Source organism: Microbacterium sp. ARD31, from assembly GCF_031844425.1.
The window spans coordinates 116,643-138,634 of sequence record NZ_JAUZVE010000021.1 but is presented as its reverse complement, the minus strand read 5'-3'; the positions used below and the strand labels follow the sequence as shown (position 1 = coordinate 138,634).

The window sequence follows — 21,992 nt, the reverse complement described above, 5'->3', positions numbered from 1 at the left end:
CGCTACGGTGACGACTTCTCGACCAGCGCGGCAAGCCGGTCGAGATCGGCGGCGACCAGCGCGACGTCGCGCTCGAACTCCTCGTCGGTGAGGTCGATCTGACGCACCGTGAAGATGACCTCGGACCCCTCGGGGTGGGGCACGACGCGCAGCGGATTCGCGACGACCGTGCCGGACGGCAGGGTCACATCGTGGTCGAGCACGCCCAGGCTGTTGCGTTCCACGAAGCGCACGCGCACCTGACCCATCGGCGAGTCGACCAGCAGCTCGTCGCCGTCGCGCTGCACGTCCGCCTGCGCCAGGCCCGCAGCCCAGCGCGGCAGATTGTCGACGTCGGCCGCGAAGGCGTAGACGGCCTGCGGCGTCGCTGCGACGACGCGGCTCACATGCTGGCTCTTCATGGCGCCATCCTGCCAGCGCTGTCCGACGCGCCATCCAGGACGAGCTCGAAGCAGCGCGAGTTCGGCATCGTCTCTGCGTAGGGCTCGTAGACGGGGATGGGAGTGAACCCGGTTGACCTGTACATCGCAATCGACTCCGGCTGCGGGTCGCCGGTCTGCAGGATCACCCGCCCCGCACCCTCACTGCGTGCGCGGTCCACGACCGCCTGGGTCAGCGCCCTGCCGACCCCGCGGCGACGCGCGTGCGGGGCCACGACCAGCCGCTTCAACTCCCACTCGGGGCCGAGCCGCCGCAGCATCACGTGGCCGAGAGGCTCACCCCCGGCATCCAGGGCGACCCAGGTCGCGGCCACCTGATCGTCGGGCGTGTGCAGCGCCGCACGTCGCTTCGTCCTGCGTTCGTCGGATTCCCCGGCGTTGAGCGGGGCATAGCGGGCGTGCAGATCTTCGTCGAGCAGCTCGCGCATCGCGAGGGCTCTCGGGTCGTCGACGGCGACCTCCTCGAGGCGGATGCTCACATCGAGGGGCCGAGGTACAGGATCCCCAGCGGGACGAGCATCAGGATGCCGAGCACGACCCCGATGATCGACCACACGATCTTCGTGCCGCGCCGGACGCCCACGATGATGCCGATCACGCCGAGGATGAGCGCGATCACCCCGCCGATGCCGAGGATCGGGAGGGTCACGATCAGCAGCCAGAAGATCATCTGCATCTCGGGAGCGATCCCGATCAGGAAGACGATCAGCGACGGCAGCAGGCCGACGAGCGCGAGGATCACGGCGACGATGCCCAGCACGTCTGCCCGTCGACGCGGGGCGGCGGGCGCGGTGGCCCCAGGGGCAGGCGCGGCTGTGCCGGGGGCGGGCGCCGGCGTGCCGGGCGCCGCTCCGCCGGTGGATGCGCCAGGGGTGGGGGCGTCGGGGTGCGGCATCCCAGTCATGGATCGACCGTACCGGCTGCGCCGCCCGCCGCCCGCCGCCGGTTTAGGGTGACAGCATGCGTGCGCGCGTCGCGACGGGGCTCGCCGGTAGCCGGACCGGGCTCACCGACGTGCGCCTGACCGCCGCCGTCGTGGTGGCGGTGCCGCTTGCCGCGGTCGTCGCGTGGGTGGCCGCGGTCGCCCCGCCCGCACCCGTGGCCGTCGCCGCGGTGGTCGTCGCCCTGATCGTGCCGGTCGTCGCGGCGATCGCCCTGCTGCGCCGTCGGCCGCCCGTGGTCAGCCCCGCCGACCGGTTCACCCTCGGCCGCGTCGCGCTCACCGGCGTCGTCGGCGGGGCCACCGTGCTCGTGCTCGCGGGTGAACTCGCCCCGCGCACGTGGCTGGTCGCGGCGGTGGTCGGTCTCGCCCTCGCCCTCGATGCCGTCGACGGCTACGTCGCACGTCGCACGGGCACGGCCAGCGCCGCCGGAGCCCGACTCGACATGGAATCGGATGCCGCGCTGCTGATGGTCCTCTCGGTGCTGGTCGCGCCGACCGTGGGCTGGTGGGTGCTCTCGATCGGCGCCCTGCGGTATCTGTTCGTCGCGGCATCCTGGATCAGGCCGCGTCTGCGCGGCGAACTCGCGTTCAGTCAGTTCCGGCGGGTGGTGGCGGCGCTGCAGGGCATCGGGCTGGTGTTCGCGCTCATCCCGATCGTGCCCGTGCCGCTCGCGATCGCGGTCGTCGCGGTCGTCCTGGCGCTGCTGCTCGTGTCGTTCGGACGCGACATCGTCACCCTCGAACGCCGGACGGAGCCATCGTGAACCCACCCCTGCATCCCCTCGTCGTGCACGCCGCGGTCGTCTTCGTGCCGGTCGCGATGCTGTTGGTCATCACCGCGGTGTCGTGGCGCCGCGTGCGCGTGCAGGTGGGGGCGGTCGGCGCCGGAATGGCGCTCGCCGGAGCGGTGGCGTTCTTCGTCGCCCACCGCACCGGCACCGCGCTCGCCGCCGTCGTCGGCACCCCGTACGAGCACATGGCGTGGGCCGACCCGGGCCTGGCCGCGGCGATCGTCTTCGGCGTCCTCGCCGGCGGGTGGTACGCGTTGCTGCTGCTCTCGCGGCGCCCGAACCCGCACCGCGCGCTCCGCCCGGCCGCCCGCTGGACCGGCGTGCTCGCGGCGATCGCGGGTGTCGTCGCGACCGTGTTCACGGTGCTCCTCGGACACTCCGGAGCCTCCTCGGTCTGGACCGGCATCACGGCGGCGGGGCTGTGACCGTGGCCGACGGGGCTGTCGGCCCGGCCGGGCGCGCCGGGCCGGCCGGGGCTGCGGGGGCTGCGGGGGCGGCCGGGACTGCGGGGGCTGCGGAATTCGACGGGGGCGACGGGGGCGCCGGGACCGCCGGGATCGAGGCGACGGCGTACTGGGCGACAGGCCCCGGTGCCGGAGAGCTGCGCCGCGAGACACTCCCCGCGCTCGGCGAGGCCGACGCGCTGGTCCGCACGCTCTACAGCGGCATCAGCCGCGGCTCGGAACTGCTCGTGCGCCGCGGCGAGGTGCCGCCGTCGCAGCACGACCGCATGCGGGCGCCCCTCCAGGTCGGCGACTTCCCCTTCCCGGTCAAGTACGGCTACCTCGCGGTCGGCGTCGTCGAGGACGGCCCCGCGGCGCTGATCGGCGAACGGGTGTTCTGTCTGCACCCGCACCAGGACCGCTTCGTCGTGCCCGCCGACCGCCTCGTCCCCCTGCCCGACGACGTCCCGTCCCGCCGCGCGATCCTCACCGGCACCGTCGAGACGGCGCTGAACGCGATGTGGGATGCCGCCCCCTGCGCCGGCGACCGCATCGCCGTCGTGGGTGGGGGACTCGTCGGAGGCGCGGTCGCGCTGCTGCTGCGCCGCTTTCCGCTCGCCCGCCTGCAGGTGGTGGAACCCGACGCCGGCCGCCGGGCGCACCTGGCGGGGACCGGCCTGGACGCCGTCGCCCCCGACCAGGCGGAAAGCGACTGCGACCTGGTCTTCCACGCCTCGGCCACCGAGGCCGGTGCAGCGACCGCCCTGTCGCTGCTCGGCGACGAGGCGGACCTTGTCGAGCTGTCGTGGTTCGGGCAGAGGGCTCCGCGCCTGCCGCTGGGTGAAGACTTCCACTCCCGCCGCCTGCGGATCATCGCCAGCCAGGTGTCGCGCATCGGCGCCGCCCGCCGCCATCGCCGCGACCCCGCCGCGCGACTCGCGTTCGCCCTGACGCTGCTGGCCGACGACGCGTTCGACGCGCTCATCGCCTCCGAGTCGTCGTTCGCCGACATCGGCACCGCGTTCGCCGACCTCGACAACGGCGCCGGATGCGTCGCCATCCGCTACGCGTAACCCGCCCCGCCCCGCCCGCGCGGCATCCGCCCCGCCAGCCCCGCCCCGCCGCCCTGGTTCGTCGAGGCTGGGGATCGCGCCGAGACCCAGGGCGTCGCCCCCGGTCCGACGGCAGGTTCCCGGTCTCGGCGGCTTGCGGCGTCACGCGCACCCGCAACCGCCGGCTCCGGCCGCCGTCCGCCCCGTCGCCGCCCGCCCGCCGCCCCGCCGTCCGCCCCGCCGCCGTTCGCCCCGTCCGCCCGCCGTCCCGGTTCGCCGAGACCGGGGGATCGCGCCGAGACCCAGGGCGTCGCCCCCGGTCCGACGGCAGATCCCCGGTCTCACCGGCCCGCCCCCGCGCCGCCCCCGGCCCCGACCGGCAGCCCGGCCCCTACGCTGGGACCACGACCGAGAGGACACCATGTTCGGCCTGACCGTCCGCGATCACATCATGATCGCCCACAGCCTTCCCGACGAGTTCTTCGGACCCGCCCAGGGCCTGCACGGCGCCACGCTCGTGATCGAGGCGACCTGGCGGCGCCGCGACCTCGACGCCCACAGCGTCGTCATCGACATCGGCGAGGCGAGCGGTCACCTGTCCGAGGTGCTCGCCCCGCTGCGCTACGCCAACCTCGACGAGCACCCCTCCTTCGCCGGCACTCTGAGCACGACCGAGGCCATCGCCGCGCACATTGCCCACGCGCTCGCCGACCGAGTGGATGCCGCTACGATCGCCCGCATCGACGTCGTCGTCCGCGAGCATCCCGACGCCTGGGTGACGTATGAGCTCGACCTCGCCTCCCGCTGACGTTCCGCCCGCGCCCGCACCCGCCCCCGCCCGCGCGCTGATCGTCCCCGGCGACCTCGGCGGCCCGAGCGGCGGCTCCCTCTACAACGCGCACCTGCTCGAGGCCCTGCGCGCCGACGGCCTCGCCATCGCCGAAACCGCGGTGCCCGGGTCATGGCCGCGGCCGCGTCCGGAGGACGCCGAAGCGCTCGCGGCAGCGCTGCGCACCGCCCCGGACGTGCTCGTCGACGGCATCGTCGCCTGCGCCGCGCCCGACGAGATCGCGGATGCCGTGGCTGACGGCATCCGGATATCGATCCTCGTGCACCTGCCCCTCCCCGCCGAGACCGGACTCGGCGACGACGAGGCCGCCGATCTCGCGCGCGGTGAGCGCGCCGCCGTGACCGTCGCCGACGCCGTGGTGTGCACGAGCGCGTGGGCGCGCGACGACCTGCGCCGCCGGTACGGAGTCGAGGCCGCGGTCGTCGCGCCCGGCGTCACCGCCGCACCGATCGCCGCCGGCAGCATCCCGCCGCGGATGCTGATCCTGGGCTCGCTCACCCCGCGCAAGAACGCCGTCGGGGCGCTCGAGGCGCTGCTCCCCCTCACCGACCTGGCGTGGAGCGTGTCCGTCGCCGGACCTCGTCACGCCGACCCCGGGTATGCGGGGCAGGTCGACCGCGCCGCCGGCGACCTCGGCCCGGGCCGCGCCGATGTGACCGGGGCGGTGACCGGAGACGACCTCGAACGCCTGTGGCGCCGGGTCGACCTGCTGCTCCTGCCGTCGTTGACCGAGACCTACGGCATGGTCGTCACCGAGGCTCTGGCGCGCGGCATCCCGGCCCTCGTCCCCTCGGGAACCGGAGCCGTCGAAGCCCTGTCGGCCGGGCGGGGACCGGACGGGCTGCCCGGCGCCGTGCTCGACCCGCGCGACGCCGAGGCGTGGTCGGCGCTGCTCGCGCGATGGCTCGCCGACCCCGAACTGCGTGAGGCCTGGCGGAGCCGGGCCCGTCTGGCGCGATCTAGACTCCGGACATGGCCCGACGCAGCGAAGGAGCTCCGGGCGGCGCTGGCATGGTGACCCGCCCCGTCGCCGCCGACTGGCTGACCCTGCGCCGCGCCGCCGACCACCGCGCGCGAGAGGCCAGTGCGCCGCTGCTCGCCGACCTCGCCCCCGCCCTCGCGGCGGAAGGCCGGGTCGTGCAGGTCGTGGACGTGGGCGCCGGCACCGGGTCGAACCTGGCGTGGCTGGCGTCGCGGCTGCCGTTCGCACAGCGGTGGGTGCTCGTCGATCACGACGCCGCGCTCATCGACGCCGTCGATGCCGACATCCCCCGTGAGGTGGTCGAGGTGACCCGCCGGGTGGCGACGCTGGGCGAGCTGGGCGAGGTGGTCTCGGGCGCCGAGTCCGCGTTCATCACGTGCGCCGCTCTGCTCGATCTGCTGACCCCAGAGGATGCCGCGGTCCTGACCGACGCGATCGTCCGCGCCGGCGGCGTCGCCCTGTTGAGCCTGAGCGTCACCGGCGAGGTGGCGATCGACCCGTCGCACCCCGGCGATGCCGCGATCACCGACGCCTTCGACGCCCACCAGCGCCGCGACGGCATCCTCGGGCCCGACGCCGCCGCGCACATGGCCGACCTTCTGCGCGGCAGCGGGTGCCGAGTCGATGTGGTCGAGACGCCATGGCAGCTCGCCGCGACGGGTGAGGCCCCGCTCGTGCGCCGCTACCTCGCCGACCGCGCCGCCGCGGCCGTCGAGCACGATGCCGCGCTCGCCACCCTCGCGGCCGAGTGGCTGGCGGCGCGGGAGTCCGACGTCGACGCCGGCGCCCTCACCGTGCGAGTCGGGCACGCCGACATCCGGTGCCTGCCCGGTGCAGCGGCGACCGGCGCGGACTCGGGGACGACAGCGCCGTGACGGAGACCTCCCCACGCACGAGCCGCGATCGACGGTCCGACGGCACCGCCGCGCCCGCCGAACGGCCGCCCCGGCTCCGCCGCCGACCCGGCACCGGCCGGACCGACGACACCATCGCGCGCCCCGGCCGGCGGCGCCTCATCGTCGTGTCGCTCGCGCAGGTCGCGGTGACGGTCGGGCTGCTCGCCTTCGTCATCTGGCGCTGGGGACCCGACCCCATCGTGCACGCCGTGTCGGCGCTGCCGTGGTGGGCGTTCCCGCTCGGCATCGCGCTCGGCAGCGTCGGCGTCGTCGCGCAGGCGCTGCGGTGGCGTACGGTCGCCCGCCACCACGCGATCCGCATCGACATCGGACCCGCCATCGCCCGCTGCTGGCAGGCGGCGTTCCTCAACAGCGTGCTGCCCGGGGGCCTCGCCGGCGACCTCGTCCGCGGAGCGGACGACAGCAGCGACGCGACGGTGAGCGCCGGCCGCCGCGCGCTGGCCAGCGCCTTCGCCGCGATCGCCGCCGAGCGACTCGTCGGCACCGCCGTGGTCTTCGCCGCCGCCACCGTCGCCCTCGTGCCGCTGTCTCTTCCGGGCGCCGCGGTCTGCCTCGCGATCGCGCTCGCCGCGGTCGGGGTCGCCTGGCGGTGGCTGCGGCCGCTGTCCGCCGGCGAACTTCTGCGCGTCGTGCTGCTCTCGATCGCGGGCTGGGCCGCGTTCGCGGGCATCTTCGTCGTCGCGATGATCGCGCTCGCGCCGGCCGCGCCGTTGGGTCAGGCCCCTGCTCTGGCGTCGATCGCGATCGCGGGCATGTCGGTGCCGATCGGCGTAGGCGGCTGGGGCACGCGCGAGGCCGCGGCGGCGTGGGCGTTCGGCTTGGCGGGTCTGGCTCCCGGGCTCGGTGTCACCGTGTCGGTCGGGTACGGCATCCTGGCCCTGTGCTCGACGCTTCCCGGAGCGGTCGTCGTCGCCGCGCGCTTCGCCCCGCGCGTGCGCGAGCTGCGACGGGCGCGGTCACGCCGTCGTGCTCGCCGAGCCGAAATCGAACTCCGTGCAGATGTCGTCGCCGAGCGTGAAGCGGCGGACCCGGCCACGTAGGGCGTCGGCCAGGCGGTCTTCGCCGTCGAATCGGATGCCGGGGATGCCGTCTCCGATGAGCATCGGCGCGGTGGTGAGGTAGAGCCAGTCCAGCGCGCGGGCCTGCACGAATCGCGAGATGGTCACGCCTCCGCCCTCGATGAGCACGCGCTCGAGTCCGCGCGCCGCGAGAAGGTCGAGCAGATCGCTCGGCGGCCGCTCGCGCAGGTCGTCGACGCGGATGACCTGCACGTGGTCGGCGATCGGCTCGTCGACGGCGGTGCCGGCATCCACGACCCACAGGGTCGGCGCGGCGCCGTCGTGGAGGATTCCCGACGTGCGCGGCATCCGCGCGTCGGGGTCGAGCACGACGCGGGCCGGGTTTCCGCCCTCGACGGCGCGGACGGTCAGCCGCGGGTCGTCGTTGCGGACGGTCCGCCACCCGATCACCACGGCGTCGACGAGGGCGCGCAGCCGGTGCAGGTGCCGACGGTCCTCTTCGCCCGTGACGAAGCACGCGTCGCCGGTGCGCGCGGCGATGAAACCGTCGAGGCTCTGCCCGAGCTGGCCGATCGCGACGCGGCCCGCGGCCCCCACGAGCGGCCCGTAGAGGGTGCAGATCTCATCGCTTCCCGACTGCTCGCCGGCGAGGAATCGTCTCCAGGCGGCGTCGTTCGGGTCGGTGGGCGTCGCAGACTCCGATGATCCCCCATCGGTGGTCGGCGCCATCGTTCCAGCGTAGACGAGCGCGCTTCCCACCGGGCACGAGCGGCGAGCCGCGGCATCCGTGCCCGACATTGGGGGCCGACGCGGCGGGAATTCAGGCGAGGACCCGGGTCGAGCCTCGCTCGACGAGCTCGGTCGGCATGACGATCGCGTCGGGGGCCACTTCTTCCCCGGCTGCGGAACGGGCCAGGAGCCGCACCGCGGTCGCCGCCATCTCTCGGATCGGCTGGCGAATGGTCGTGAGCGACGGATGCAGCCACCGTGCGCCCCGAAGGTCGTCGAAGCCGACGACGAGCACATCGCGGGGGATGCCGAGCCCGCTGTCGGCGACTGCCCGGTAGGCGCCGGCGGCCATCTCGTCCGAGCAGGCGAAGATCCCCACCGGGCCTTCGCCGCCGAGCTCCGACAGTGCCCGGGCGCACGCGCGGCGAGCATCCCACGCGCCCCAGTCCGCGCTCGTCCGCACGCAGGGCGCCCCGGGCGCGAGCTCGTCCAGGGCGGCGGTGAACCCATCGACGCGCGCTCGGCCGTAGCGGTACGAGGGTGCGCCGCCGATGACGACGAAGCGACGGGCGCCCCGCGAGATGAGGTGCTCCGCGGCCGCCGACCCTCCGGCCCGGTCGGTCGTGCGGACGCTCGGCAGAGGCCTGGACGCCTCGGACGGCGGTTCCATCAGCACCAGGGGGATCCCGGCGCGGTGCATCGCGAGGATCTGTGCGCTCGTGGGGGTGATCAGACCGGTGACGACGCCCGCGGACCCGCGGGAGCGGATGCGTTCTGGCCAGTCGTCGGCCGGGTCGTCCCGCTCGGCTGTCAGCACGAGGTCGTAGCCCAGCGACGAAGCGGTGGTGCGGGCGCCGGCGGTGATCTCCTCGGTGTACGGGTCGTGGAAGTGACCGAGCACGAGGTCGAACATCAGCGCGGTGCCCCGGCGCGGCCGGCCGCGCCCCGCGGTGGTGCCTGGGTAGCCGAGCTCGCTCGCGGCGCGGAGCACGCGCGCTCGCGTATCGGCGGCCATCTCGCCGCGCGCGCGGAGCGCCCGCGAGGCCGTGGCGACACTCACCCCCGCGCGCTCGGCCACTGCGCTGAGGGTCACCCGTGCACCGTCGGTCATGCAGCCAGTTTTGCGCAAAGTTCATCTGTGGACGACCCGTATCCGCGACGGTCGAGCTCGCGCTGGACTGACACGCGAGCCGACCGCGGCGTTCACATCAGGCGGCGGCTGTCGCCGTGCTCCTTCGTGCGACGTCGACGTCGACCGAGCGCACGCCGATCGGGGACCGGGCTGCCGCGTCGACGGTGAGCGAGATCGGGCCGGCGCCGAGCGTCACGAGGTTCGACACGACGCTTTCGCCGTGTCCGGCGAAGACCTCGAGGAGGGGTCCGTCCAGGCTCACGAGCAGGCGTCCGGCGTCGTCCGCGCGGAGCGGGGCGACGCTCGTCGACGCGAAGTCCGGATGCAGGGCCGCGGCCGCCGTGCCGGTGCGCGAGACGGTCAGCATCCCGGCATCCGGGTCATGCACGATCTCGGCCGCGTCGTCCGCCTCGCCGTCGAGGCGGATGCGCAGGGCGCCGGTGCGGGTCGGATCCCAGCTCAGCTCGACCAGGGTGTGCCCGCTCAGCGTCAGCGTGCGGGGCCGGTCGGCGAGCAGATCGACGGATGCCGCGCCGGACAGATACTCGTCGACGAACGACGCCGGGCGCTGAACCAGGCGCGCCGCGCCGTCGACGGTGCGCAGCGACAGCGTGCGCGGCAGCGACATGGCCCCCCTCCACGGGGCGCTGGGCACCGCGTGCGCATACCGCCAGTTGCTCATCCAGCCGAGCATGATCGCGGCGCCGTCGGGCGCGCTGTCGAACGTGACCCCGGCGTACATGTCGCGCCCGTGGTCGGCCGGCACGAGCACAGGCTGGTCGGCGGTGAAGCTGCGGCCGTCGAAGTCGCCGACGACGTAGTGCATCGCAGAGCCGGCGGGAGCGGCATCCTCACCGATCGGGTTGGTGCTCAGCAGCAGCACCCAGCGGCGGTGCGCATCGTCGCCGTCCACGCGAAGGCGCACGAGGTCGGGGCACTCCCACACGACGCCGTCGCCGCCCACCGGGCCGAAGGATCCGACGGGATCCCAGTGCTCCAGATCGGCGGAGGCGTAGAAGAGCACGCGGCGCTCGACCGCCTCGACGGCGAGAAGGATCCAGCGCTGAGTGCCGTCGTCGTCGGTGTACCGGATGACCTTCGGGTCGCGGAAGTCCGACGACCCGCGGTCGAGCACGGGGTTGCGGGCATCGCGCGCCCACGTGAAGCCGCCGTCACGGCTGGTCGCGCGCGACTGGGCCTGTCGCCCGGTGTCGAAGGCACTGGTGTAGAACGCCGTGAGTGTGCCGTCGGGCTCGGCCACGACCGATCCCGAGTAGATCTGCTCGCCGGGCCGATGAGCGAGCGCGACGGGGTGCTCGACCCAGTGCTCGAGGTCGGTGCTGGACGCATGGCCCCAGCTCATGTTGCCCCAGTCGATCCCGTCGGGGTTGTGCTGGAAGTAGGCGTGCCAGCGCCCGCCGTGGTGGACGAGACCGTTGGGATCGTTCATCCAGTGTCGTGAGGGCGTCAGGTGGAACACCGGCCGCATCATCTCGCTGCCCGACATGCGCGCCTCAGAGCGATGCCCGCGGCACGAGCGGGCAGGTGACGAGAAGGCGGTCTGGAGCGCCGGCGGGCTCGAGCCCGAGCAGCGTCCGCACCCCCGCGGCGCCGAGTTCGTAGTGCGGCAGCGCGACGGTCGACAGCGGCGGACGCAGGTGGGCGGCGATCACGTCCTGATTGTCGAAGCCCATCACCGCGACGTCATCGGGAATGCGCAGGCCCCGCTCGCGCAGACCGTCGTAGAGACCCATCGCCACGCGGTCGTTGTGGCAGAAGACGCCTGTCGCGCCGGACTCGATGACCGCCCCGACAGCCCCGTATCCGCCCTCCTGGGCGGGCTCGGCCGAGAAGACGAGGGCGTCGTCGTACGCGATCCCGGCCGCGTCGAGCGCGGCGCGGTAGCCGGCGAGCCGCCCGGTCTGCGCCGGTGACGGCGACGTGGTGTTGATGAACGCGATGCGGCGGTGCCCTGCCTCGAGCAGTCCCTCGGTCGCCGCGCGGCCGCCCTGCTCCTCGTCGGGCACGACGGCGGGGAACGCGTCGTCTTCGGCGAAGCAGTTCACCAGCACGGTGTCGGTGTTCTGCAGCAGCGGCGGAACATCGATGCGCCGGTGATACCAGGTCGAGTACAGGATGCCGCGCACCTGATGCTCGAGCATCATGGCGATCGCGTCGTTCTCGACGGCGGTGTTGCTCTCGGTGTTGGCCACCAGGAGCACGAACCCGTGCCGCCATGCCTCATCCTGCGCGCCGTGGATGATCTGCCCGGCGAAAGGGGTGGTGGCGATCGCGTCCGCGACCAGGCCGATGAAGCGGGAGGTCCCCTCGGACAACGTCTTCGCCAGTGCGTTCGGGCGGTATCCGAGGGCCGCCACGGCTTCGTGCACACGACGCCGGGCATCGTCGCCGATGCGGGCGCCCGGCTTGTCGTTGACCACGTGCGACACGGTGGCCACCGACACCCCCGCCGCCTTGGCGACGTCGCGCATCGTCACCGCCGAGGTGGCTCTGCCGTGCTCCATTGCACTCATCCCTTGGTGGCTCCGCTCTCGAGTCCGTTGATCATCGCCTTGTTCAGCACGAGGAAGACCAGCAGCAACGGCGTCACCGTCACGCAGACGGCGGCGAACGTCGCCGTCCAATCGGTGTTGCCCATCGCTCCGATGTAGTTTTGCAGGCCCAGCGGGATCGTCTTCAGCCCGTCCGAGAGGACGAACGTGTTCGCGAAGATGAAGTCGTTCCAGATGAAGATGCTGTTGACCAGCACGACGGTGATGATCGTGTTGACCGACAACGGGAACGTGATCTGCAGGAAGATTCGGTACGGACCCGCGCCGTCCAGGGATGCCGCTTCGTACATCTCGCGCGGAATGTACTCGTAGAACGACGAGAACAGGTAGACCGCCATCGGCAGCGAGAAGGCGGCCAGCGGCAGGATCATCGACAGATGGGTGTCGAGCAGCCCCACCTGCGAGTAGTCGATGAACAGCGGCACGAGGGCGATCTGCACCGGCACGATGATCCCGAGCAGGAACAGCGAGCGCACGAGTCCGCTGAAGCGGAACCCGAGCACCTGCAGGGCGTACGCGGCCATCATGCCCGCCACCACGATCAGGGCGCTCGCGCCCAGCGTCACGATGAGGCTGTTGGCGATGTTCAGCCACAGGTTGCCGGTGGCGAAGGCGCGCGTGTAGTTGTCGAGCGTGAACTCGGAAGGGAGGGCGAACGGGTCGCCGCCGGCGAAATCGGATGCCGTGCGGAAACTCGTCAGGAACAGCCACGCCAGCGGATAGACCTGGACGATGACGATCAGGATGACGGTGACGGTCAGCAGGGTGCGCTGCACCCGCTGACGGGGCGAGCGGACCGCACGGGACCGGGTCCCGCGGGGCGGCGATGCCGGAGGCGGCGTCGGCGCGGACGCGGACGGACGGGTGATGAGCGAGGCGGTCATGCGTCGTCCCTCCGACGGAGCAGCAGGAAGATGAGGCCGACGGCGACGAGGCACTCGATCACGATGAAGACCGAGATCGCGCTGGCGTAGCCGTAGTCGGTGTGGACGAACGCGGTCTTGTACATGTACGTCGTCAGGAGCTCGGAGGACTGTCCGGGCCCGCCGTTGGTGAGGAGGTAGGGGATGTCGAATCCGCGCAGGGCGAAGGTGGTGGCCATCACCGTCGTGGTGATCCACACCGGGCGGATGTAGGGGAACCGGATGCGCCAGAACGTCTGCCACCACGTGGCGCCGTCCAGCCGGGCGGCTTCTTCCAGCTCGCGCGGCACGGCGATGAGGGCCGCGTAGATGATGAGCATGTAGAGCCCGGTGAAGCGCCAGCCCTCGGGGATGGACACGGCCGCGAGGACCGTCTGCACATTGGACAGCCAGGCCGTCTGCAGACTCTCGAGGCCCACCCATGCAAGCAGCTGGTTGAACAGCCCGACGGGCTCGAGCGAGTAGATGCGGATGAAGAGGAACGCGATCGCCACGGTCGAGATGACCGCCGGCAGCAGGTACAGCGTCTTGACGAGTTCGCGCGCCCGGGGCACCGCGGTGAGCAGGCCCGCGACGGCCAGCGCTCCGCCGAGCTGCAGCACGAGGCAGATGGCCAGGTAGCCGAGGGCGTTGCCGAAGGCGGTCCAGAACACGTCGTCGCGGGTGAACATCTTGACGTAGTTGTCCAGGCCGACGAAGGCCATGTCGGTGATGCCGTCCCACGAGAACACGCTGAGCACCAGCGACTGCACGATGGGCAGCAGCACGGCAGCGCCGTAGAGCACCAGCGGCGGCAGCAGGAAGATCGCGACCGACAGTCCCGAGCGCCGAGGCAGCATCGACGTCCGCATCGGCGTGCGTGCGGGGGAGGGGCGCCGGGGTGCGCGCGGACGGACCGCGCGCACCCCGGTCTGGGTGATCTCAGTCACCGACGTTCTCCGCAAGGGTCGCGTCCATCGTCTCGATGAACTCATCGGGCGTGCTGTCGCCCTGCACGAGCAGGGTCAGCTCCTGCTGCAGGCGCGTGTTCGTCGCCGGGTCCAACTGCGTGTCCCACGGCATCGCGATCGCCGAGCCGACGGTCTCGGCCTGCTCCACCGCCCGGGCGTACAGCGGTGTGGCGTTGTCGGGGATCGTGGTCTCGACACCGGTCGTCGGCGACAGGGCGCCCGAGGCGGCGTAGACCTCGGGGTACCGCTCCAGAGCGTAGGCGAGGAAGTCGCGCACCAGCGGGTCGTACGTCGCGGCATTGACGGCCATGCCGATCCCCGAGGGGGTGACGTACTCGTTGTCGGCGGTCACGGCCCCGTCGATGGTCGGCAGGGTGAAGTAGTCGACCGCGTCGCGCACGGCGGGATCCAGCGCTTCGGTGGCGAGGTTGCCCAGCTCCCAGGTGCCGATGTTGTACACGGCGGCGCGACCCGAGGTGAACTGCGCCTGCGCATCTGCGTAGCCGGTCGACGAGAAGCCCTCCTGGAAGCATCCGGCCTGCCCGAGACCATAGAGCCACTCGACGGCGGCGCGTCCGGTCTCGTCGGAGAACGACGCCTCGCCGTTCTTGAGGTCCTGCACGTACTGGGGACCGGCCATGCGGAACGGGTAGTAGGCCATGTAGCGCTCGAGCGGCCAGCCGTCCTGGCCGTCGAGGGCGATCGGGGTGATCCCCTGCGCGCGGAGCGCCTCGCACATCGGTGCGAAATCGTCGAGGGTCGCCGGGATTTCGACGCCGGCCTCGGCGAGCAGGTCGGCGTTGTACCAGAACACCTCGAGCTGGAACTCGAACGGGATCGTGTACAGCGAGCCGTCGTCGAAGCGCTGGTAGTTCAGCGCCGCCTCGCGGAACTCGCCGTCGAGCCCGAGGTCCTCGAGCAGCAGGTCGATGTCGACCATGCGACCCTGCCCCGCGAGCTTCTGCGCGAAGGGGGTGGCGTCGGTGTCGAACAGCTCGGGCAGCTTGTTCGCCGCGGCGAGGGTCTCGTACTTCTGGATGTAGGACGGCCGGTCCGGAGTGGTGATCAGGTTCAGCCCGAAGCCCGGGTTCTCTTCGGCGTACTCCTCGGCGATCTGCTCCATCGCGGTGATGACGCCGCCGTCGGCGGGCCGTGACAGCAGCCAGGAGATCTCGCGAGCCGTGATCTCGCCGTCGGGGTTCACGTCGGTGGGGTCGCCGCCGCCGCTCGCGCCGGCGCAGCCGGTGAGGGTGAGGGCGACGGCGGCTGTGGCGGCGAACAGGGCCGCCGAGCGCTGTGTGGTGGTCATCATCGGAATCTCCATTGATCTTTCGCGGGTGAGGGAGGGAAGGGGCGGGGTGTCACCCGAGGGCTGCGACGAGTTCATCGGCGCGGACCGCGGGGGCGGGGGATCCGTCACGGGTGGTGACGGTGAATTCATGGACGACCAGGGCGCCTTCGCCGACGAACGCGCCGACCCTGCCGGTCGGCCGGTCGTAGAGCCGGGTGCTGAGCACCGTCGAGTCGTCGACGGTCGCGACGCAGAGGTCGCCGTCGACGATGACCTCCAGCCGATGCGCGCCGGGCGCGAGGTCGACGGGCCTCTCGAGCTCGACGGCATACGGCACGTCGCCGGAGATCTGCCACTGCTCGCCGCCGGTGGTCCGTCGCGGCCACCGATCGAAGACCAGCCGGTTGCGGCGCGGCTCGAGTCTCAGGGCGTAGCCCTCGTCGCCGTCGGCGCTCGCCCGCAGCAGCACACCGCACTCGGTGGTGCCGGGCGCGATGTCGAACCGTGCCACGAGGCGGAACGCCGGCGGCGACTCGACCGGCGCGAGCGCGTCGGCGTATCCGTCGGGTGCATGCAGAGCGGTCCCGGCCGGGATTCCGGCCGCGGGCCGGTCGAAGGTGGCGGCCAGCTCGCGGGGCGGGTGGAAGCGCAGCGTGCCGTCGGCGTTCTGCTCGGCCTCGAGCACCGAGAGCGTCCCCGCCCACTGCCACGCGCCGTCGTCGCGTGCGCCTTCGCGGGACGCGATCCAGCCGAAGAAGAACCTGCGGCCGTCGCGTTCGGCCGATTTCGCCGCGTAGTAGGCGCGCCCGTCGAGCGAGTCGTTCACGGGAACCGTCCAGGGGCCCTCGAGGGAACGCGCCATGCGGTACCGGGTGGTGAACGACTCGCTGAACTCGGAGTAGACCAGGTACCACCAGCCGTTCCACTCGAAGACCTCGGGGCACTCGTGCGCGATGTATCGGCGCGGGTCCCAGAACGGCTCGGCCGGCTCCCACGTCCGCAGATCGCGCGAGACGCACTGGGCGATGACGCCCCGGCGACGCGCGGGCCCGGCCTCGTGGCGTGCCGTGATGAGCATGCGCCACAGCCCCGCCTTCTCATCGCGGAAGACGAACGGGTCGCGCCAGTCTGCGCTCTCGTAGCCGGCGGTCGCGCCGAAGGTGTCGGCGGGGTGGCGCTGCCAGGTCTGCATGCCGTCACGGCTGGTGGCGTGCAGGACGAGCTGCAGCGGCAGGCCGTCCTGTCCGCGACGCTCGGGGTTCTGGCCGGTGTAGAAGACGTGGTGCGTGCCGTGCTCGTCGACCACGATGCTGCCGGTGTACACGTTGAAGTCGTCGGCGTGCGGTCCGCCGGACGCCAGCGCCGACCCGGCTTCGCGGAAGTCGACGAGGTCGTCGGTCACGACCCGGTGCCACGGCATCCCGATCTTCGGGACGCGGCGGGACTCGTGGAGGTAGAAGAGGTGGAAGACGCCGTCTTCCTGCCAGGGTATGACGTCGCCGACCCATGCGTCGGTCGGACGGAAGAACCCTCGCTGGTCCATGAATACCTCTTCGCTGCGTCGTTGCGACCGATCCGAACCGGGATGGTTAATCGGTTACGCAGACGCTAGCAGGCGATTCAAACGATGGTCAAGCGGTTAATCAATATTTCAGCGGCTGCTTCGGGCAGCCCGCGGCAGCGACGAGATCGGTGAGGGTGTCGAGGACTCAGCCGTCCTTCTTCTTGCCCTTGTCCTTGCCGTTCTCGTCGCCGTTGTTCCCGCTGTTGTTGCCGGGACCGCTGTTCTCGTTGCCCTCGTCGTCGTCATCGTCGTCGTCATCCGCGGGAGGCGCAGGTGCGGGCTCCTCGGGCGTCGGTGTCGGCGTGGGCGTGGGCGTAGGGGTGGAGGTCGCGGTGGGCGTCGGGGTCGAGGTGGATGCCGGGGTCGGCGTGGCTGCGAGCGATCCGAGCCAGGCCGCGAGCAGCACCGCGCCGAGCAGGATCGCGCCCGCGATCACGGCGCCGATGATCAGTGCTCGGCGACCGCGCGAGCCGCCGTCGCGTGCGGGGGACGAGTCGGTGGCTGCGCCGCCTGCAGCGGCCGCGGCACCTCCCGCTGCGGCGCCGGCGCCCGCCAACGCGCCGCCCGCTGCCCCCGCACCGCCTCCCGCGGCTGCGCCGGCACCCGTCCGCGACCCGGGGGTCGCGCCCGTCAGGACAGCCGTGGGCGCGTCGGAGCCGACCGCCGTCGGAGCCGCATCCGGGGCGGGAGCGACGCCGCCGTCGGCGACCGCGGCCGCACCCAGGCCGCCTGCGGCGAGTCCACCCGCCGCGACCGCGGCCGGCACGGCCGGCAGAGGCGGCATCCCGGATTCCGCGAATCCCGGCGGCATCGCCCGGGTGACGGTGTCGTCGCGCACGGCGCCGGTCGCGGCATCCGAGGATCTCAGCTGTTCGGAGGCGAGGGCGACATCCAGCGCGGTCGGCCGGTCGGCCGGGATCATGGCGGTCATGCGAGACAGCAGGTCCTGCCAGCCGGGGGCCAGCGTGTCGGGGACGACCGGAGCCGCCGCCAAGCGCGCGGTGACGGCGGCGATCCCCTCGACGTCGCCGAACGGGCGCGTCGCGGTGAGGGCCTCGAGCAGCATCAGCCCGAACGCGTAGATGTCGGCGGGCGGTGCGGGGGCGGCGCCGCGCGCCTGCTCGGGCGCGAGATACGCCATGGTGCCGACGATGAGGCCAGGGGTGGTCACCCGGTCGGAGTCGAGCAGGTGGGCGATGCCGAAGTCGGCGAGCTTCGCCCGCCACCGCCGGTCCGGCCGGGGCGAGGCGGTGAGCAGCACGTTCCCCGGCTTGACGTCGCGGTGGACGACGCCCGCCTCGTGGGCGTAGTGCAGTGCTTCGGCCACGTCTGCGGCGATGCCCGCGAGCTCCTCGGGGTCGACGGGTCCACGCGCGATCAGGTCGCGCAGGGTGATCCCGTCGACGTACTCCATCACGAGGTAGCCGACGGCGTCGTCGTCGATGCGGGCATCGAACAGGGTGACGAGCGCGTGGTGGTTCAGCGAGGCGAGCAGGGTCGTCTCGGAGCGCGCCCGCTCGATCACCTGCATGTCGCCGGCGGCCCCTCGCAGCACCTTGATGGCCACGGTGCGACCCAGCGCCGTGTCGTCGGCGCGGTACACCCGGGCCATGCCGCCCTCGCCGATGCGCTCGGCAAGGCGGTATCGGCCGTCGAGGATCTCGCCGGTGGGGGGATACTCGCTCGCGTTCGGGTCGCTCATCTTCCTCCGTCCGCGTCGCGGGTGCGACGGACGACCCTTCACCCTACGCGGATCGGGCGAAAGCCCGCTCCCGCTTGACGGCGGCGCCGTGGACCCTCTGCGGCGTCGTCGCGGTCGGACCGGACCGGACCGGCTGGCCGAGCCAGGGGGCGGGCCGGGCCGGGGCGGGGCTGGCCGGGGCGGGGCTGGCCGGGGCGGGCCAGATCACGTGTCCTCGTCGAGAGCACCCGTATCGCGCGCTTGCAGCATGTCTTCTCGCCCAGGTCACGTGTTCTGGGCGTGAGTGCGCACGCCGCGGGCGAGTTTGCCCGGCCAGAACACGTGTTGTGGGCGCGCCCGAGTGTGCGCGGGCCGGGCGCTCCTCACAGCGCCCGCGTACCCTCGCGAGGGGTGCCCTGCGAGTACCCGTCTCGTCAGGCACTCCCTGGACCGGGCGAGAGGGCGGATGCTTGTTGTCGGCCGATCTCGCGGCACGACCCCGGACCCCGCGACCCCGAACGCCCGAACCCGGCAACCGAAGCCCCACGAAGGAGCCCCCCCGATGAAAGCAACCATCCTGTACGGTCCCCGCGACGTCCGCGTCGAAGAGCGCGCCCGCCCCGGCATCCAGCACCCGACCGACGCCGTCATCAAGCTCGCTGCCGCGTGCGTGTGCGGATCCGACCTGTGGCCCTATCGCGGCACGGACGAGGTCACCGAGCCCGTGGCGATGGGCCACGAGTACTGCGGCACGGTCGAAGAGGTCGGCGCCGAGGTGACGACGGTCAAGCCCGGCGACTTCGTCGTCGGCTCGTTCTTCGCGTCGGACAACACCTGCGCGATCTGTCAGGCCGGGTATCACACCGGCTGCGTGCACCGGAAGGGCGTCGGCGGCTCGCAGGCCGAGTACATGCGCGTGCCGCTGGCCGATGGAACGCTCGTCGCCACGCCCGGTCAGCCCGACCCCGACCTGATCCCGTCGCTGCTGGCCGCATCGGACGTGCTCGGCACCGGCTGGTTCGCCGCCGTCGCCGCCGAAGCCGGACCGGGCAAGACCGTCGCGGTCGTCGGTGACGGCGCGGTGGGCCTCCTCGGCATCCTGGCCGCGAAGCAGCTGGGTGCCGAGCGCATCATCGCCATGTCGCGCCACGCCGACCGGCAGGCTCTCGCGCGCGAGTTCGGCGCCACCGACATCGTCGAGGAACGCGGCGACGAGGGCGTGGCCCGCATCAAGGAGCTCACCGACGGGCTCGGCGCCGACAGCGTGATCGAGGCGGTCGGCACGCAGGAGTCGATGACGCAGGCGATCCGCGCGACCCGCCCCGGTGGGCACGTGGGGTACGTCGGCGTCGCGCACGACGTGTCGCTCGACGGCTTCGAGCTGTTCTTCTCGCTCGTGACCCTGCACGGCGGTCCCGCGCCCGTCCGCCGGTTCCTCCCCGAGCTGATCCAGCTCATCTGGGACCGCAAGATCGACCCGGGCAAGGTGTTCGACCTGCAGGTGCCGCTCGCCGAGGCGCCCGAGGCCTACCGCGCGATGGACGAGCGCCGCGCGATCAAGGCGCTCCTGACGATGTGAGCCCGCGCCGGTGACGGGGCGTCGAGTACCCTCGACGGATGCCTCTCGCCCTCGTCACCGGCGCCGCCCGCGCGAACAGCATCGCCGCCGGCATCGTGCCGCGTCTGCGCCGCGACGGCTGGACGGTCGTCACGAATGATCTGACGGATGCCGACTATGCCGGCGACCTGTCGACGCGCCCCGGGCCCGACGACCTCATGGGCGCCGTCGTCCGCGATCACGGGGTCGTCGACGCGCTCATCCTCAGCCATGCCCACGACATCGAGTCCGGCATCCTCGACACGACCGCGGAGGAGTTCGACCGGCACGTCGCCGTCAACGCCCGCGCCTCACTCCTGCTGATCGCGGCCTTCGCGCGGCAGATCGGTCCCGACGGCGGCGCCGTCGTGGCGCTCACGAGCGATCACACCACCGGGAACCTGCCGTACGGTGCGTCGAAGGGTGCGCTGGATCGCATCGTCATCTCGGCCGCGCGCGAACTCGGACCCCGCGGCATCTCGGCGAACGTGCTCAACCCTGGACCCATCGACACCGGGTGGATGGACGACGCCACGCGCGCCCAGCTCACCGCCCACCATCCGCTCGGTCGCATGGGCACGCCCGCCGACATCGCGGCGTTCGTGTCGTTCCTCATCTCGCCCGACGGCCGCTGGGTATCGGGCCAGCTGCTCCACAGCGACGGCGGCTTTTCGGCGCGGTACTGACGTCTCGGTACCGACGGCGTCGGCACCAGGCGGTGGGCACGCCGACGAGACGCCGGGCGCCGGCTGTCTCACGCGAGGTCGACGTCGCGCCGGGCACCGGCACTCACGCGAGGTCGGCGAGCACCGCCCGTGCGACGCGGTCGCCTGACACCAGCGCGCCCTGGATGGAGGCGGTGTCGCGGTGGTCGCCAGCCACGTACAGGCCGTCCGTCAGTCGTGCCGGGCTCGTCGTCCGCAGCGGCGGAGGCTGCGCCGGCAGCGCATCGAACACGTCGTCGCGGCGAAGAAGCGGCCACGACGCGGCGGTCGGACCCCACAGTTCCGACAGCTGGCGCCGCACGTCCGACTCCTGCGCGGCCGTCGCGGGATTCCCGCGAGCGGCGGCCGGCAGCAGGCAGGTGGCCTGCACCAGGTGTCGTCCGGGCGGTGCGTACGACGGCGCCGTCCGCGACATCACGACCGTGTTCACGATCGGACCGGCTCTGCGTCCGTCGACGGTGAGCAACGGGGATGCCGGAGCCCCGGCATCCGCCTCGAACCACCATGTCTGCAGCCCGCGCGTGGCAGGCGCCGGAAGGTCGACGAGCGCGCTCACGGCATCCGGCCCCGCGGCGACCACGACCGCATCGGCCGATACGACATCGCCGCCGTCGATGTCGACCTCGACGCGGCCGCCCGGGGCGCGGATGCCGCGGGCCCCGGCGCCGAGGCGGAACTCGACCCTCAGTTCTCGGGCCTCCTGCTCGAGCTGAGCGGGGAGCGCGGCGATCCCCTGTTCGGGCACCCCAGGGCCGCCGAGCGCGAACATGCGCACGAGCAGCTTGGCGAAGGTGTCCGACGACGCGCCGACACCTTCTGCCAGGACGCCCGCGAGGAACGGCTCGAGGACCTCGGTCCGCAGCGGCCCGCGCAGGCCGGCGCGGTCCCACCCCTTCTGCAGAGTGCGGTCGGGTCCGGCGATCACCCGGCGGGGCTGCAGCAGGGCCGGTGTCGCCCAGCGCGCCAGCGCGATGAGGTCGCGCGGGTCGACGAGCCCGCTCGCGAGGGTGAGCGGGAGGCGGCCCGGATGCCGGAGCGGATGCGCGAGCGCGACGACGCGGTCCTCGCGGCGCACGCGGACCCCGACCGGGAACCGCCGCAGGTGCAGTCCGTCGACGTCCACCCAGCGACGGACGGCCGGATACGCCGGGTTGAGCACCTGGAACCCGCGGTCGAGCAGGAAACCGTCGACCCGGTCCGTCCGCTGTCTGCCGCCCACGACCTCTTCGCGCTCGAGGACGACCACGCGGCATCCGTTCGCGGCGAGCCGGATCGCGCACCGCAGACCCGCGAGCCCGGCGCCGATCACGACCGTCTCCCGGCCGGTTGCCGGGCGGACGCGTTCGGCGCCGTCGTCGCTCATATCGAGATCTCCGGGTGGTTCGGCGAT

Annotated in this window: 22 protein-coding genes; 9 read left to right on the top strand and 13 right to left on the bottom strand. The window is 72.8% G+C overall.

Features of this window, described 5'->3' with window-relative positions; translation table 11 throughout:
* Nucleotides 1-2: 2 nt before the first annotated feature.
* Genes Q9S36_RS32485 through Q9S36_RS32475 form a run of 3 tightly spaced genes read right to left on the bottom strand, consistent with a single transcriptional unit; the run spans nucleotide 3 to nucleotide 1,344 of the window.
* A complete protein-coding gene (locus tag Q9S36_RS32485; protein ID WP_311288946.1) occupies nucleotides 3-401 on the bottom strand; it encodes an SRPBCC family protein in 399 nt (132 codons plus the stop codon).
* Nucleotides 398-868 (bottom strand): GNAT family N-acetyltransferase, encoded by a 471-nt coding sequence (locus tag Q9S36_RS32480; protein WP_396653892.1) that lies wholly within the window; start codon nucleotides 866-868, stop codon nucleotides 398-400. Before Q9S36_RS32480 ends, Q9S36_RS32485 begins: the two co-directional genes overlap by 4 nt.
* Before the next feature lie 47 nt (nucleotides 869-915).
* Nucleotides 916-1,344, bottom strand: a complete 429-nt coding sequence (locus tag Q9S36_RS32475) for a hypothetical protein (RefSeq protein ID WP_311288944.1) — start codon at nucleotides 1,342-1,344, stop codon at nucleotides 916-918.
* 56 nt (nucleotides 1,345-1,400) lie between these two features.
* Between Q9S36_RS32475 and Q9S36_RS32470 the strand changes: the two genes are divergently transcribed.
* The 7 genes from Q9S36_RS32470 (at nucleotide 1,401) to Q9S36_RS32440 (ending at nucleotide 7,458) form a co-directional block, all read left to right on the top strand.
* Entirely contained in the window at nucleotides 1,401-2,147 is a 747-nt protein-coding gene (locus Q9S36_RS32470) for a CDP-alcohol phosphatidyltransferase family protein (protein WP_311288943.1), read from the top strand.
* Nucleotides 2,144-2,599 carry a hypothetical protein gene (locus Q9S36_RS32465; RefSeq protein ID WP_311288942.1) on the top strand — a complete coding sequence of 152 codons (456 nt, stop codon included), beginning with the start codon at nucleotides 2,144-2,146 and terminating at the stop codon, nucleotides 2,597-2,599. Before Q9S36_RS32470 ends, Q9S36_RS32465 begins: the two co-directional genes overlap by 4 nt.
* 2 nt (nucleotides 2,600-2,601) lie before the next feature.
* Entirely contained in the window at nucleotides 2,602-3,690 is a 1,089-nt protein-coding gene (locus Q9S36_RS32460; RefSeq protein WP_311288941.1) for a zinc-binding alcohol dehydrogenase, read from the top strand.
* Between the two features lie 400 nt (nucleotides 3,691-4,090).
* On the top strand, nucleotides 4,091-4,477 hold the full coding sequence (locus Q9S36_RS32455) for a 6-carboxytetrahydropterin synthase (RefSeq protein ID WP_311288940.1): 387 nt from the start codon (nucleotides 4,091-4,093) through the stop codon (nucleotides 4,475-4,477).
* Nucleotides 4,452-5,537 carry a glycosyltransferase family 4 protein gene (locus Q9S36_RS32450; RefSeq protein ID WP_311288939.1) on the top strand — a complete coding sequence of 362 codons (1,086 nt, stop codon included), beginning with the start codon at nucleotides 4,452-4,454 and terminating at the stop codon, nucleotides 5,535-5,537. Before Q9S36_RS32455 ends, Q9S36_RS32450 begins: the two co-directional genes overlap by 26 nt.
* Nucleotides 5,492-6,376 carry a class I SAM-dependent methyltransferase gene (locus Q9S36_RS32445; RefSeq protein WP_311288938.1) on the top strand — a complete coding sequence of 295 codons (885 nt, stop codon included), beginning with the start codon at nucleotides 5,492-5,494 and terminating at the stop codon, nucleotides 6,374-6,376. Before Q9S36_RS32450 ends, Q9S36_RS32445 begins: the two co-directional genes overlap by 46 nt.
* Nucleotides 6,373-7,458, top strand: coding sequence for a lysylphosphatidylglycerol synthase transmembrane domain-containing protein (locus Q9S36_RS32440; RefSeq protein WP_311288937.1), 1,086 nt, complete (start codon nucleotides 6,373-6,375; stop codon nucleotides 7,456-7,458). Before Q9S36_RS32445 ends, Q9S36_RS32440 begins: the two co-directional genes overlap by 4 nt.
* Here the strand turns inward: Q9S36_RS32440 and Q9S36_RS32435 are convergent.
* The 9 genes from Q9S36_RS32435 to Q9S36_RS32395 all read right to left on the bottom strand — a co-directional run bounded on the left by Q9S36_RS32435 (nucleotide 7,375) and on the right by Q9S36_RS32395 (nucleotide 18,301).
* Complete coding sequence (locus Q9S36_RS32435; RefSeq protein ID WP_311288936.1) at nucleotides 7,375-8,166, bottom strand: RibD family protein; 792 nt, start codon at nucleotides 8,164-8,166, stop codon at nucleotides 7,375-7,377. The genes Q9S36_RS32440 and Q9S36_RS32435 overlap by 84 nt on opposite strands.
* Nucleotides 8,167-8,257: 91 nt before the next feature.
* Nucleotides 8,258-9,277 (bottom strand): LacI family DNA-binding transcriptional regulator, encoded by a 1,020-nt coding sequence (locus tag Q9S36_RS32430; RefSeq protein ID WP_311288935.1) that lies wholly within the window; start codon nucleotides 9,275-9,277, stop codon nucleotides 8,258-8,260.
* Nucleotides 9,278-9,374: 97 nt separating this feature from the next.
* On the bottom strand, nucleotides 9,375-10,787 hold the full coding sequence (locus tag Q9S36_RS32425) for a glycoside hydrolase family 32 protein (RefSeq protein ID WP_311288960.1): 1,413 nt from the start codon (nucleotides 10,785-10,787) through the stop codon (nucleotides 9,375-9,377).
* Between the two features lie 25 nt (nucleotides 10,788-10,812).
* On the bottom strand, nucleotides 10,813-11,823 hold the full coding sequence (locus tag Q9S36_RS32420) for a LacI family DNA-binding transcriptional regulator (RefSeq protein ID WP_311288934.1): 1,011 nt from the start codon (nucleotides 11,821-11,823) through the stop codon (nucleotides 10,813-10,815).
* 5 nt (nucleotides 11,824-11,828) lie between these two features.
* Complete coding sequence (locus Q9S36_RS32415; RefSeq protein WP_311288933.1) at nucleotides 11,829-12,755, bottom strand: carbohydrate ABC transporter permease; 927 nt, start codon at nucleotides 12,753-12,755, stop codon at nucleotides 11,829-11,831.
* Entirely contained in the window at nucleotides 12,752-13,633 is an 882-nt protein-coding gene (locus Q9S36_RS32410; RefSeq protein WP_311288959.1) for a sugar ABC transporter permease, read from the bottom strand. The genes Q9S36_RS32415 and Q9S36_RS32410 overlap by 4 nt, the downstream gene beginning before the upstream one ends.
* An 82-nt stretch (nucleotides 13,634-13,715) precedes the next feature.
* Entirely contained in the window at nucleotides 13,716-15,053 is a 1,338-nt protein-coding gene (locus Q9S36_RS32405; RefSeq protein WP_396653890.1) for an ABC transporter substrate-binding protein, read from the bottom strand.
* 52 nt (nucleotides 15,054-15,105) lie between these two features.
* Entirely contained in the window at nucleotides 15,106-16,578 is a 1,473-nt protein-coding gene (locus Q9S36_RS32400; RefSeq protein ID WP_311288931.1) for a glycoside hydrolase family 32 protein, read from the bottom strand.
* A 166-nt stretch (nucleotides 16,579-16,744) separates the two neighbouring features.
* Entirely contained in the window at nucleotides 16,745-18,301 is a 1,557-nt protein-coding gene (locus Q9S36_RS32395) for a serine/threonine-protein kinase (RefSeq protein WP_311288930.1), read from the bottom strand.
* A 541-nt stretch (nucleotides 18,302-18,842) separates the two neighbouring features.
* Here Q9S36_RS32395 and Q9S36_RS32390 point away from each other — a divergent pair.
* Nucleotides 18,843-19,859 (top strand): zinc-dependent alcohol dehydrogenase family protein, encoded by a 1,017-nt coding sequence (locus Q9S36_RS32390; RefSeq protein WP_311288929.1) that lies wholly within the window; start codon nucleotides 18,843-18,845, stop codon nucleotides 19,857-19,859.
* Nucleotides 19,860-19,897: 38 nt separating this feature from the next.
* A complete protein-coding gene (locus Q9S36_RS32385; protein ID WP_311288928.1) occupies nucleotides 19,898-20,563 on the top strand; it encodes an SDR family oxidoreductase in 666 nt (221 codons plus the stop codon).
* Between the two features lie 103 nt (nucleotides 20,564-20,666).
* Here Q9S36_RS32385 and Q9S36_RS32380 read toward each other — a convergent pair whose 3' ends face one another.
* Nucleotides 20,667-21,965: an FAD-dependent oxidoreductase gene (locus tag Q9S36_RS32380; protein WP_311288927.1), complete on the bottom strand. Its 1,299-nt coding sequence runs from the start codon at nucleotides 21,963-21,965 to the stop codon at nucleotides 20,667-20,669.
* Nucleotides 21,966-21,992 lie beyond the last annotated feature (27 nt).